Source organism: Caloranaerobacter sp. TR13 (genome assembly GCF_001316435.1).
GTDB lineage: Bacteria > Bacillota > Clostridia > Tissierellales > Thermohalobacteraceae > Caloranaerobacter.
Genome location: NZ_JXLL01000011.1, coordinates 13867 through 26950 on the forward strand (window position 1 = coordinate 13867; position 13084 = coordinate 26950).

General features: G+C 29.3%; 12 protein-coding genes. 10 read left to right on the plus strand and 2 right to left on the minus strand.

The annotated features are described in order from the left end of the window. Window positions 1-18 precede the first annotated feature (18 nt). The 3 genes from TR13x_RS07960 (at window position 19) to TR13x_RS07970 (ending at window position 3355) form a co-directional block, all read left to right on the plus strand. Window positions 19-477 (plus strand): nucleoside recognition domain-containing protein, encoded by a 459-nt coding sequence (locus TR13x_RS07960; RefSeq protein ID WP_242851747.1) that lies wholly within the window; start codon window positions 19-21, stop codon window positions 475-477. A 77-nt stretch (window positions 478-554) separates the two neighbouring features. Continuing rightward, window positions 555-1598, plus strand: a complete 1044-nt coding sequence (locus TR13x_RS07965; protein ID WP_054871394.1) for an HD-GYP domain-containing protein — start codon at window positions 555-557, stop codon at window positions 1596-1598. Window positions 1599-1645: 47 nt separating this feature from the next. Then, window positions 1646-3355, plus strand: a complete 1710-nt coding sequence (locus TR13x_RS07970) for an ABC-ATPase domain-containing protein (protein ID WP_054871395.1) — start codon at window positions 1646-1648, stop codon at window positions 3353-3355. Between the two features lie 13 nt (window positions 3356-3368). On the opposite strand, the gene TR13x_RS07975 is transcribed toward TR13x_RS07970, so the two are convergent. After that, entirely contained in the window at window positions 3369-4358 is a 990-nt protein-coding gene (locus TR13x_RS07975) for an asparaginase (RefSeq protein WP_054871396.1), read from the minus strand. Window positions 4359-4572: 214 nt separating this feature from the next. Between TR13x_RS07975 and TR13x_RS07980 the strand changes: the two genes are divergently transcribed. The 6 genes from TR13x_RS07980 to TR13x_RS08005 all read left to right on the plus strand — a co-directional run bounded on the left by TR13x_RS07980 (window position 4573) and on the right by TR13x_RS08005 (window position 9891). After that, window positions 4573-4752 carry a hypothetical protein gene (locus TR13x_RS07980; protein WP_054871397.1) on the plus strand — a complete coding sequence of 60 codons (180 nt, stop codon included), beginning with the start codon at window positions 4573-4575 and terminating at the stop codon, window positions 4750-4752. A 349-nt stretch (window positions 4753-5101) separates the two neighbouring features. After that, window positions 5102-6259, plus strand: a complete 1158-nt coding sequence (locus TR13x_RS07985; RefSeq protein WP_054871398.1) for a cysteine desulfurase family protein — start codon at window positions 5102-5104, stop codon at window positions 6257-6259. 6 nt (window positions 6260-6265) lie between these two features. Continuing rightward, window positions 6266-7450 carry a tRNA uracil 4-sulfurtransferase ThiI gene (gene thiI / locus TR13x_RS07990; protein ID WP_054871399.1) on the plus strand — a complete coding sequence of 395 codons (1185 nt, stop codon included), beginning with the start codon at window positions 6266-6268 and terminating at the stop codon, window positions 7448-7450. A 163-nt stretch (window positions 7451-7613) separates the two neighbouring features. Further along, window positions 7614-8468 (plus strand): DMT family transporter, encoded by an 855-nt coding sequence (locus tag TR13x_RS07995; RefSeq protein WP_054871400.1) that lies wholly within the window; start codon window positions 7614-7616, stop codon window positions 8466-8468. A 94-nt stretch (window positions 8469-8562) separates the two neighbouring features. Further along, window positions 8563-8754: a hypothetical protein gene (locus TR13x_RS08000; RefSeq protein WP_054871401.1), complete on the plus strand. Its 192-nt coding sequence runs from the start codon at window positions 8563-8565 to the stop codon at window positions 8752-8754. 111 nt (window positions 8755-8865) lie between these two features. Beyond that, window positions 8866-9891, plus strand: a complete 1026-nt coding sequence (locus tag TR13x_RS08005; protein WP_054871402.1) for a LacI family DNA-binding transcriptional regulator — start codon at window positions 8866-8868, stop codon at window positions 9889-9891. Window positions 9892-9933: 42 nt separating this feature from the next. Here TR13x_RS08005 and pgmB read toward each other — a convergent pair whose 3' ends face one another. Beyond that, window positions 9934-10581, minus strand: a complete 648-nt coding sequence (gene pgmB, locus TR13x_RS08010) for a beta-phosphoglucomutase (RefSeq protein ID WP_054871403.1) — start codon at window positions 10579-10581, stop codon at window positions 9934-9936. A gap of 197 nt (window positions 10582-10778) precedes the next feature. On the opposite strand from pgmB, the gene TR13x_RS08015 reads away from it, so the two are divergent. Next, complete coding sequence (locus TR13x_RS08015; protein WP_054871404.1) at window positions 10779-13055, plus strand: glycoside hydrolase family 65 protein; 2277 nt, start codon at window positions 10779-10781, stop codon at window positions 13053-13055. Window positions 13056-13084 lie beyond the last annotated feature (29 nt).

Genomic DNA, 13084 nt, shown 5'->3' on the forward strand with positions numbered 1-13084 from the left:
GTTAAACTGGACTTAATTTTGATATTTAAGGAAGCAGTTAATGGTAGTATTAATTCAATAATTACTATTGCTAAGGTAATAATACCTTTGATGATACTCATGGAGATATTGAAAGATATTAAATTTCTTGATAAGTTATCTGATTTATTGAAACCAGTAGCAAGATTTTTAGGAGTATCAAAAAATTCTATTTTTCCTTTGTTGATAGGTTTGATATTTGGTTTAGCATATGGGGCAGGTGTAATAATAAAATCTGCGAAAGAAGGTCAGTTAAAGAAAAAAGATTTGTATTTACTTATGATTTTTTTAGTTTCTTGTCATTCAGTTTTTGAAGATACTTTACTATTCGTAGCAATTGGTGCTAATGGATGGTTACTCTTAGGCTTTAGATTAATTACAGCTATAATTTTAACAATAGCAGTAGCTAAAATACTTGATAGGTTATTTAAAACTCAAGAAAATACGATGAAAGGTTGAAGGGTTTACAGTAATTATATAGAAGATATAAATAAGGTATTTACTCAATGTTATTTCAATTAAAAGTGGGGGATAGTATGGGTATTATAAAAATTGATGAAGTTACACCAGGGATGGTCTTAATTGAGGATGTTGAAGATTTAGACACTGGTAATATATTACTAAAAAGTGGAATTGTTTTAAATAAGAAAAATATACTCCATTTAAAAAATATGAATATAAGTTATATAAATGTTCTTGAAATAACTGGAGAAATAAAAGAAGTTAATAAAAATAAACAGAAATCATTTATTAATAAATATGATAATTTGGCAGATAAAACAAAGAAAATTTTAAAAGATATAAAGTTAGGAAAAAAAATTATAGTTTCAGAAATAAGTGATGAAGTAGACGATATTATAGATGAGATAACTAATAGCAACAATATATTAGGTAGACTGAGACAAATTGAACAGAGTGATGATTATACTTTTCAACATTCTTTAAATGTTTGTATGTTATCAACTATGTTAGGTAAATGGTTAGGGTATACAGAGATAGAACTAAAACAATTAGCGGTTTCAGGTTTGTTCCATGATATTGGTAAGTTGAAGATATCGAAAGATATAATAGAAAAACCTAGTAGATTAAGCGAAATGGAGTTCAATATTGTAAAAAAACATACTATATTTGGATATAATATCCTTAGAGAGACTATAGGTATTAGTCAAAGTACAGCTTTTGGAGCTTTGCAGCATCATGAAAGAGAAGATGGTAGTGGATATCCTTTAAAACTTAAGTCAGATAATATACATGAGTTTGGTAAAATAATTGCAATTTGTGATATTTTTGATGCAATGACTTCAAGAAGAATATATAAAGATAAAAAATCACCATTTAAAGTAGCTGAACTTATTGCTGAAAATAGATTTGGAGTTTTAGATGCACGAATTTCTACTGTTTTTCTAGATAATATTTCGAAGTTCTATATAGGCAATTTAGTTAAATTAAGTAATGGTTTCATAGGTGAAATCGTATATGTAAATAAAAATATTCCTACTAGACCAGTTGTAAAAGTGGAAAATACTTTTATTGATTTAATGAAAATGAAAGACATAGAAATAATTGATATTATAGATTAGAGGCTAAAGTCCTCTTTTTTTTACAGAATAAAGTGGGAGGAGTTTACATGAAGAATAAGGAGTTCTTAAGAAAAAAGTTAAACCAATTAGATAATAAAGGATATAAATTATATAAAGAAATACAAGGTGAATATGATTTTAGTGATTTTATACTTTATATAGATTATGTTCAAGGAGATCCATTTGCTTCACCGAGTAGAATGAGAGTAAGAATTCCTATTGAAAAAGCTAAGATACCAAAGAAATATTTTGATACTAAATATAAAAAAATAGCTTTAGAAGATTTTTTAATAAGAAGCTTTCATAAAGAAATCAAGAGCAGTTCAAAAGGTATTAGGGGAACTGGAAAGAGTGGTCTCATATACATAGATGTAGGAGGTCAGGAAATATTAGAAAGAACAGCAGCTAATGTACATGGAAACTACATAGAAATAAGGTTTTTTGTTGGACTTCCTGCCAGGGGAAGAAAAATACTTGGGAAAATTGCAATTGAAATGTTATTTAATGAGATACCCAAAATAGTTGAAAATTCTTTAATATATGATAATTTTAATAAAACTTTGATGGTTGAATATGTAAATCTTATAGAAGATCAAATATTTTTGAGAGAAGAAATGAGAAAAAGAGGACTGATAACCTTTATAGCTAATGATTCAATCCTACCAAGAGAAAGTGGTATAAGTGATAGACCTATGAAGGGTAGAAAAGTTATACCTTTCAGGTCTCCAGAATCTTTAGAAGTAGAGTTTAATTTACCAAATAGGGGTCATATTAAGGGAATGGGAATAAAACGTGGTGTAACATTAATTGTTGGAGGAGGTTATCATGGGAAATCTACTTTATTAAAAGCTATTGAAAGAGGAGTATATAATCATATACCAGGAGATGGAAGAGAATTTGTACTTACAATAGAAGATGCTGTTAAAATTAGAGCTGAAGACGGAAGAAAAGTTGAAAATGTGGACATATCACCATTTATTAGTAATTTACCTTTTGGTTTGACAACAGAAGATTTTACAACTGAAAATGCTAGTGGAAGCACTTCTCAGGCTGCTAATATAATGGAAGCATTAGAAGTGGGAACTAGTTTGTTATTATTAGATGAAGATACTAGTGCAACTAATTTTATGATAAGAGATGGAAGAATGCAAAACTTAGTTTCGAAGGAAAAAGAACCTATAACTCCTTTTATTGATAGAGTCAGACAATTATACGAGAAGATGGATATTTCTACAATAATAGTAGTTGGAGGTTCAGGTGATTATTTTGATGTTGCAGATTATGTAATTATGATGGAAAATTATGAACCTAAGGATGTAACTTATAAAGCAAAAAAGATTAGCGAGGAGTATAGGAGTTTAAGAAATATAGAAGCAAACGATGATTTTGGGAAAATAAAAAATAGAATTCCAATCAAAAAAAGTTTAGAGATAAATGGAAAACAAAAAATTAAAGCAAAGGGAATAGACAAAATTATGTATGGTAAGACTTTAATAGATTTATCTTTTATTGAACAGCTTGTAGATTCAAGCCAGACCGAGGCAATAGCAAATACTATTATGTATATTAAGAAAAAGTATATAAATGATAAAACTACTTTAACAGATATTATTAAAAAGCTATATAAAGATATTGAAGAAAAGGGTCTAGATGTTATTTCTCCTTATACAGGAAGTCCTGCTGGCAATATGGCCATACCTCGTCCTTATGAGGTTGCGGCTGCTATAAATAGACTTAGAATAATAAAAATGAAATAGGGCATCAAATGCCCTATTTATATATGTCTTTTTCAAATATTTCTTTTATTTTATTTATATCTTTAGTTACGCTTAAAGCTAACATTAGCTTAATTCTAGCTTTTTGACCTGGAAGGTTGCTTCCAAATATAGCACCTAATTGTCTAAGTGTTTTACCAGCACCAGGATATCCATAAGTATCTAAAACTCTACCAGTTGGACATCTTGATACAATAACAACTGGGATATCGTTTTCTATGGCTTTCTTAATACCTTCTACCATATTTGGTGGAACATTTCCTCTACCTAAAGCTTCAATAATTATCCCTTTATAACCCGTTTCAATACAAAAGTTAATAATATCATCGTCCATACCAGCAGCACATTTTATTAAAGCTACTTTGGGTTCGATTGAATCAGTTTCAATATGTTCGTGATTTAATATATCCCTATAGAATATTACTTCGTCATTATCTACAATTCCTAAAGGTCCAAACTCTGGTGATTTAAAAGTGTTCAATGAAAGAGTGTTTGTTTTTGTTACTTCACTTGCAGCATTGACTTCATTATTCATGACTACAAGAACGCCTCTGCCTTTAGCTTCTTCAGATATAGCTGTACATATTGAAGCAGATAAGTTACTTGGTCCATCGTAACCTAATTCAGAACCATTTCTCATGGCTCCAACAACTATGATTGGTTTTTCAGACTTTATTGTTAAGTCCAGTAAATATGCAGTTTCTTCTAAAGTATCTGTCCCATGAGTTACTACAACGCCTGTTATATCTTTTCTTTTAATTGTTTCTTTAACTAATTTTGCTAATTCCATCATTTTATATGGAGTCATATGTGGTCCTGGAAGTTTAGCGAAGTTTATAATTTCAACTTCAGCAAATTTTTCAATATTTGTAACCATAGCTAAAATTTCTTCGCTTGATAATGCAGGGATTGCAGCATCAATACGAGGATCAATTTTCATTGAAATAGTACCGCCTGTAAAAATAACTGCAACTTTTTTCTTCATTTCAGTCCCCCCTAAAAAATAATGACAATACTATTTTATCATATACCAGTCCTACAAAGTATAAAAAGTTATAATTTATTATGTGTATTAAAAAAAAGCATAAAATTAAATTTTGATAATAGTATTATATAAACAGGTTATTGACAAATTTAGCCTAGCACCCAGTACCTAAGTACCAAGTACCTATATAGAAAACAGTAAAGGACTGGTTTTTATGATTTTTAGATTAAATTATACTGTTGACAGCAAAAAAATAGAAAACAAAAAAGAACGAAAAGATAGAGAACAAAAAGATTATGAAAGGATTTTGAGTATATATGAAAGATGTACTTATTATAAGAAAAAAACATTTTTTAAGATTATAAAAGATAAAGCAAAAAGGCTCTATAATTAGAGCCTTTTTACACAAAATAATAAATGGGAATAGAGGTAATTGAGGTTACCAGGGGGATAACTATCTAAATTGTAACAAAATCCGACAAAATACGCAATATTTTTTGAAAATATTTTAAGAAAAATTAACATATAGATTGTTGGCAAATTTATATTTTTATGTTTAGGTACTTGGTATCAGGCACAAGATACTGTAATTGGTTATTTGACGGCAACAAACTTGTATATGCAAAGTATTTTTGGTAGATTTTTTTGAAATAGCTCTTTTTTCTTTTAAATTAAAATATATTTATATATAATATGGATATAGTATATGTTAGCAAGAAACTTATGATAAATGAGGTGATTTAATGGAAGTTTACTTGGACAATAGTGCTACAACAAGACCAAGAGATGAAGTTATTGATGCTATGATATATATGTTAAAAAGCACATATGGGAATCCATCATCTTTGCATAGAAAAGGATTAGAAGCAGAGAAAGAAATAGAAAAATCAAGAAAGATTATTAGTAAATTTCTAGGAGTAGACAGTAAAGAAATTTTCTTTACTTCAGGTGGGACAGAAAGTAACAATATAGCTATACAGGGATTGATAAAAAAATATGCAAAGCGAGGAAAACATATCATAACTACTAAAATTGAACATCCATCAGTATTAAACATTTTTAAACACTATGAAGAAAAAGGATTTGAAGTTACATACTTAGATGTTAATGAAAAGGGCATTGTTGACTTAAAACAGTTAGAAAGTAGTATAAATGATAAAACAATTTTAGTATCTATTATGATGGTTAATAATGAAATAGGTACAATACAGCCTATTGAAGAAATAATTGAAATAATTAAGAAAAAAAATAAGGATGTAAAATTGCATGTAGATGGAGTACAGGCTTTTGGCAAAATAGATGTATCGCTTAAAAGCTTAGGAATAGATACTTTTTCTTTTAGTGGACACAAAATTCATGGACCGAAAGGTATAGGTGGACTATATATTAGAAATGGTATTATATTAGAACCGATTATTTTTGGTGGCAATCAAGAAAAAGGTTTAAAGTCAGGAACAGAAAATACACCTGGAATTGTAGGATTAGGTAAAGCTGTCGAGATTATTAAAAATAATTTTAATGATGAAAAAAAACATATAAAAGATTTGAAAAAGTATTTTATTGATAAAGTTATAGAAAGAATTGATAATATTAAGATAAATAGCTATACTGATGATAGATGTGCTCCACATATAGTAAATATATCATTTATCGGAGTAAAAGGAGAAGTATTATTGCATTATCTAGAAAAAAATGGTATATTTGTATCCACAGGCTCTGCGTGTTCCTCACACAAAAAGGGAAGGAGTCATGTGCTTAAAAGTATAGGTTTAAAAGAAAAAGAAATTGAGGGGGCTATAAGGTTTAGCTTTGCTTTCTATAATACTAAGGAAGAAATTGAATACGTAATTGATAAGCTTGAAAAGTCAGTTAAGGACATAAGAAAAATTACAATGAGGTGATGAAATTTGCAAAGAATAGTAAGTATAAGTTTTGGAGAGATTGCTTTAAAGGGCTTAAATAGGTCATATTTTGTAAAAAAATTATTGGGTCAAATTAAGTATTCTATAAAAGGATTGGGTGAACCTAAGGTTTATAGAGATCAAGGCAAAATATATGTTGTTACAGATGATGAAAATATAGATCAAATAGTTGAAAAACTTAAAAAAATTTTTGGTATAGTTTATATAAGTCCTGGATATAGAGTTGAAAAAGATATGGAAAAAATGATTGAAAAAGCTATAGAGTCCATCAAACAGACTGTTGAACACAAAGAAGTTAGAACTTTTAAGGTTCAAGTGAAAAGAGCGGATAAAAGGTTTCCAATAAAATCAATGGATGTTGCTAGAGAAATTGGGGCTGCAATATTAAGAGAATTGAAAGTATTAAAAGTAGATGTTAATAATCCTGATTTATTAGTAAAGGTGGATATTAGAGATTATTGTTACATATATACAGATAAGATAAGAGGCTATGGAGGATTACCAGTAGGTACTAATGGTAAAGCGCTTTTATTATTATCTGGAGGAATAGATAGTCCAGTTGCAGGATTTATGATAGCAAAAAGAGGAGTTTCAATAAATGCAGTTCATTTTCATAGTTATCCATTTACAAGTGAGCGAGCAGAAGAAAAAGTTAAAAAATTAGCTAGTTTACTAGCCGAATACTGTGGTAAGATGAAGCTTTATAGTGTAAATATTTTGCCTATACAAAGAGAAATAAATGAAAAATGTCCAGAAGATGAAATGACTATTATATCTAGAAGATTTATGATGCGAATAGCAGAAAGAATTGCTGAAAAAGAGGGAATAGATGCACTTATTACAGGTGAAAGCCTAGGGCAAGTTGCAAGTCAGACGATAAAAAGTCTTAATGTAACCAATTCAGTAGTAAAAAGACCTGTATTTAGACCTTTAATTGGTATGGACAAAGTAGAAATTACAGAAATTGCTATGGATATAGGAACTTATGAAACATCAATTTTACCATATGAAGATTGCTGTACGGTTTTTTTACCAAAACATCCAGTAACTAGACCAAAATTAGAAGATATTGAAAAATCAGAAGAGGCTCTTGATATTGAGAGTTTGGTTGAAGATGCTATTGAAAAAATGGAAATAATAGAAATAAGTTCTCAGGAAAATGTGGAGTAAATTATATAGTGAAAGAGTAGACTGACTGTCTACTCTTTATGTTTGTTCTATTATATTATATAAATCCATAAAATACCATGAAAAATTCGATTATTTACAAAACTACTTTTAATGTAAATTATATTGTTGTAAAATATGATTAGTTTAAGCAAGGAGGTTTTCTATGGAACGCAGAAAAATAGGTATAATATTAATTTTATTATCTTCACTATTTTTTGCACTTATGGCAGCTACAGTAAAGTCGTTAAATAGTATTCCAGTAGCAGAAAAAATCTTTTTTAGAAATTTACTTGGACTTATTGTTGCAACATACATAATTCTAAAGAAAGGTAAGAAAATATCAGGAAATAATAAGAAGCTGTTATTCTTTAGAAGTATTTTTGGATTATTAGGTGTAGCTAGTTATTTTTTTGCTTTATCGAAAATTCCTTTAGCTGATGCAGTAATACTTAATAAATTATCACCTTTTTTTGTAATCATATTATCGTCAATTTTTCTAAAAGAAAGGTTTAATAAAATACAAATGTTATCTTTGGCAATTGCTTTAATCGGAGCTATTTTTGTTATTAAACCACAATTTAGTTATACTGTGATACCAGCTTTTATAGGGCTTTTATCTGCATTTTTTGCTGGTGCTGCTTATACAACGATAAGGCATTTAAGACACACAGATTCACCAGAAATTATAGTTTTCTATTTTACATTATTTTCAACATTAACTATGATACCTGTTATGGCTTCAGGATATTTTGTTTTACCAACTTTAAATGATATAGTAAGACTAATTTTACTAGGAATATTTGCTACAACTGCACAATTTTTAATGACTAATGCGTACAGATTTGCTCCTGCAGGCGAGCTTTCAATTTATACTTATATGAATATTGTTTTTTCTATGTTATTGGGAATTGTAATTTGGTTTGAGATACCTGATATTTTTAGCTTAATAGGCGCATTTCTTATAATTACAGCTGGAGCGATTAATTATTTTTCAAATAAAATGAAAAAGATTTCGTAGAAATAAAAATATATTTACTCACAAATAAATTCAATTTAATACTTACGCTGTATATTATTTTTCTAGCATCAAATACTAACAATGAGGTGATTATATGATAAGGAAGAATAATATACAGCAAATTGAGTGGAAATTTGCAGATCCAGGTGCAGTTGAAGATATTCCAGAGCTAAAGTTTAAACTTGAGGAGTCTAGAAGTCAAAAAATCAAATCGCAAACTATATCGGGAACAGGAAATTTAATAAGTGCAGGTGCTACAGGTAGCAAACCGAAAGAAAGAGAGTAAAAGCTCTCTTTTTTTTGAACAAATTTGCAATGTTAAAAAAATTATAGTAAAATTATACAAAAACGATTTAGAGTAGTTGTACCTATTTTAGAGATAGAAGGATGTGGTTATATGCGGAAAGCGAGGAATGTGACAATAAAAGATGTTGCAAAAAAAGCTGGAGTATCAATTAGCACAGTATCAAGAGCTTTTAATGATTATAGTGATATAAAACCTGAAACAAGAAAAAAGATATTAAAAATAGCTGAGGAGATAGGATACAGTCCGAGCCTTTTAGCTAGAGGAATGAGAACTTCTAATAGTAGAAGAATAGCTATTGGTATAGAGGATTACGATGTAGCAAAGCCAAATTATTCTTTTCTTTACAAAATAATTATGGGCTTTAAAGAATATGCTTCTAAACAAGGCTATGAAGTTGTTTTTCTTCCTAATTTAACCAAAAACAATAAGAATAAATTACCTAGAATAGTTCAGGACAATTATTTAGACGGGATATTTTTGATGGGACTTAAATTAAGTGATGAATTTTATAAACAAGTTCTTAAAGGTGATATACCATGTGTTCTATTTGATATTCCTATAAATAAAGGTAAAGTAGGATTTGTAGGAACTGACAATATTAAAGGGACAAGTTTAGCAATGGATTATTTGATCCGTAATGGGCATAGAAAAATTGCGTTTATAAATGGTCATGAAAATGCATATGTGAGTCTCCAAAGATTGGATGGATATTACTTATCTTTAATGAAAAATGAAATTCCTATAGATAAGACTTTGATTTATTTTGGTGATTTTACTGAAAAAAGTGGTAGAGATGGGATTAGAAAGCTTTTTAATGAACATAATGATATAACAGCCGTTTTTGCTGCTAGTGATCTTATGGCGATAGGTGCAATTACTGAATTGAGAGAGATGGGCAAAAAAATACCAGAAGAAATTGAAGTTATTGGATTTGATGATATTGAATTAAGTTCTTATGTGAGTCCTAAGCTTTCAACTATAAGGCAAGATACATATAAGCTGGGAACTTCAGCAGCTACGCTTCTAATTAATATAATAAATGGACAGCAAATAAACAAGATAGTGATAGAGCCAGAACTAGTTTTAAGGGAATCTACTAGAAATAAGAATGCTTAAAGCCCTTTGGCATTTTAAACACCGAAGGGCTTTTATTTTTTTCTAAAAATTAATAATATCGAACGTTAGACTATTTGTATCTGGTATAACTTTATCTGCTTCTTTTAGAATTTCCTTAGAACCGATACCAACAGCGTACATTCCAGCTTTTTTAGCTGCTTCTATGCCGGCTTTTGCATCTTCAAATACAACACATTCATTAGGCTTTACACCCAAAGCTTCTGCACCTAAAAGAAATACTTCAGGGTCTGGTTTAGCCTTAGTTATCTTGTTACCATCAATAATAACATCGAAAACATCTGTCATTTTGATACTATTTAAGATAGTCATAGTATTTTTGCTTGAAGATCCTATTGCAACTTTTATGCCTGCATTTTTTAGTTCACTAATAAAGTCTTTAACTTTTGGTAGTATTTCAGTTTCATCCATTTTAGAAATTAGTTCACGGTACCAGTTATTTTTCTTTTCAGCTAGCTTAAATTTTGTTTCTTCATCAACTTTAACATTACCTAAACCAAGAAGTATTTCAAGTGATTCCATTCTGCTAACACCTTTTAGTTTTTCATTATCTTTTTCAGTGAAATCAAAACCTAGCTCGTTCGCAAGCTTTCTCCAAGCTAAATAATGATATTTTGCAGTATCAACAATTACACCATCTAAATCGAATATACAAGCTTTAATTTTAACCATAAAAATTCCTCCCTTTTGTAAAATCTTATCTTATTATATCAGAAACGATTTCGAAGTTAAAGAGGTATATGTATTTTGTGAAATCAATGTAATGATCATATTAACAAGTAAAATAATTTTTACTATTGCCAAATAATATTTTTTGTTATACAATAAAATTAACAAAAACGTTTACGAAAAATTTTTGGAGGTATGATATGGGAAACGAACTATGGATTATTGAGCAAGAATGTTATGACGTTAAAGACAATCCAAAATATGAAACAATATTTACTTTAGCTAATGGATACAGGGGATTTAGAGGATGGTTAGAATTTTCGAGTTATGGTTTTAATGGCAATTTCATTGCAGGAGTATTTGATAAAGCAGAAGCTCAAGTCACTGAAATTGTCAACACTCAAAATCCTTTGGTTTTCAATTTGTATGTTGATGATGAGAGGATAGACATTGACAGATGTGAAATTGTTAATTTTAAAAGATATTTAGATATGAAGGATGGCATTCTACATACTGATATAGAAATAAAAACTCCCAAAGGAAAAATTACAAAAATATCTGCAAAAAGATTTGTAAGCAGAAAAAATGTTCACAGATGGGGTGTTGAATATAAAATAACACCTATAAATTATTCAGGTAAGATTTTTGTTGAAAATATGATTGATGGTACTGTAACTAATGGTAATTATCATCCAGTTGATAAAACTAAGCATATTAGAGTTAAAGAAACATATGATCTTAATCCGGGTATAGCATTAGAAGCACATACAATAGACCAAGGTATAAGAATAATAGAGGGAACGATTATTAAGGTATTAAATGATACAGTTTTAAAGAATAGAAAGTATGGAGTTTTTGGTGAAATAGTTAGAGAACTTTTAGAATTAAGAGTAGAAGAAGGGAAAGAGTATATACTACAAAAATTTGGTGCAACTTATACATCAAGAGATACAGATGATAATCTGATAGATGTTTTGGAAAATGAATTAAGAAACTTTTATAAGCAGGGGTTAGAAGATGAAATAGAAGCTCATATCAAGGCTTGGCAAGAAATTTGGGATAGAATCGATATTGAAATAAAAGGAGATGTACAAGCTCAATTAGGAATTAGGTTTAACATATTTCAATTATCATCATCAGCATATGACCAAGATGATAGAGTGAGTATTGCTGCTAAGGCACTACATGGTGAGGGGTATAAAGGTCATGTTTTCTGGGATACCGAGATTTTCATGTTACCATTCTTTATATATACTCAACCAGAAATTGCAAGAAACTTATTAATGTATAGATATAACACTCTAGATGGAGCTAGAAAAAATGCAAAACTTAACGGCTATGAAGGTGCTCAATTCCCATGGGAGTCAGCTGATGACGGGTTGGAAGTAACTCCTAAGTGGGGCATGGATTATGATGGGAACTTAGTAAGGATTTGGACTGGTGATGAAGAATTCCATATAAATTCAGATATCGTATTTAGTATTTGGGAATACTATAGAGCTACAAAAGACAAAGATTTTTTAATGAATTATGGTATGGAAATTCTTTTAGAAACAGCAAAGTTTTGGATAAGCAGAGTTGAATATAACATAGATATGGATAGATATGAAATAAATAAAGTAATAGGCCCTGATGAGTTTCACGAACATGTAAATAATAATTTCTATACAAATTACTTGGCTAAATGGAATATTGAAAAAACATTAGAACTTGCTGAATGGTTAAAAAGAGAAAATGTAAAAGTCTATGAAGATTTGCTTAAGAAATTAGATATTAAGGAAGAAGATTTTAAAGAATGGAAAGTAGTAAAGGATAAGATTTATATACCATATTCAGAAGATGGCAAATTAATTGAACAGTTTGAAGGGTATTTTGATTTAAAAGATATTGAGATTACAGAACATGATGAAAACGGCATGCCTTTATGGCCTGATTTACAAGGATATAAACTAGGACAAACTCAATTAATTAAGCAGCCTGATGTTGTTATGTTGATGCTATTGTTGGGTGATGAATTTGACAAAGAAACAAGAAAAATCAACTACGAATACTATGAAAAAAGAACGATGCATAAGTCTTCGTTGAGTCCGTCAATGTATTCAATAATGGGACTTACAGTTGGGGATACACATAATGCCTATAAATATTTTATGAAAACTATATTAACAGACTTAGAAGATAATCAAGGTAATGCTTGTTTTGGATTACATGCTGCATCTACTGGTGGTTCATGGCAAAGCGTAGTGTTTGGCTTTGGAGGATTGCATGTAGATAAAGAACAGTACCTTTGTTTAAACCCATGGATACCAGAACATTGGGATGAATTGACTTTCAATATTATTTGGAATGAAGCTAAAGTGAAAGTTGTTGTTTCGCACAATGAAGTTAGAGTAATAAGTACAAAAGACTTTGATATTAAGATATATGATGAGAAATTCAAAGTTTATAAAAACAAAGAGCTGATATATAGAAGATAATAGATGTTAAAATCAAGTTAATAATTTAA

Bases quoted from the DNA above. Each gene is read 5' to 3' on its own strand.
- pgmB (WP_054871403.1), bottom strand. From the start codon at position 10,581: ATGGTTAAAATTAAAGCTTGTATATTCGATTTAGATGGTGTAATTGTT.
- TR13x_RS08000 (WP_054871401.1), top strand. From the start codon at position 8,563: ATGATAAGGAAGAATAATATACAGCAAATTGAGTGGAAATTTGCAGAT.
- TR13x_RS07970 (WP_054871395.1), top strand. From the start codon at position 1,646: ATGAAGAATAAGGAGTTCTTAAGAAAAAAGTTAAACCAATTAGATAAT.
- TR13x_RS07980 (WP_054871397.1), top strand. From the start codon at position 4,573: ATGATTTTTAGATTAAATTATACTGTTGACAGCAAAAAAATAGAAAAC.
- TR13x_RS07995 (WP_054871400.1), top strand. From the start codon at position 7,614: ATGGAACGCAGAAAAATAGGTATAATATTAATTTTATTATCTTCACTA.
- TR13x_RS07965 (WP_054871394.1), top strand. From the start codon at position 555: ATGGGTATTATAAAAATTGATGAAGTTACACCAGGGATGGTCTTAATT.
- TR13x_RS08005 (WP_054871402.1), top strand. From the start codon at position 8,866: ATGCGGAAAGCGAGGAATGTGACAATAAAAGATGTTGCAAAAAAAGCT.
- TR13x_RS08015 (WP_054871404.1), top strand. From the start codon at position 10,779: ATGGGAAACGAACTATGGATTATTGAGCAAGAATGTTATGACGTTAAA.
- TR13x_RS07975 (WP_054871396.1), bottom strand. From the start codon at position 4,358: ATGAAGAAAAAAGTTGCAGTTATTTTTACAGGCGGTACTATTTCAATG.
- TR13x_RS07985 (WP_054871398.1), top strand. From the start codon at position 5,102: ATGGAAGTTTACTTGGACAATAGTGCTACAACAAGACCAAGAGATGAA.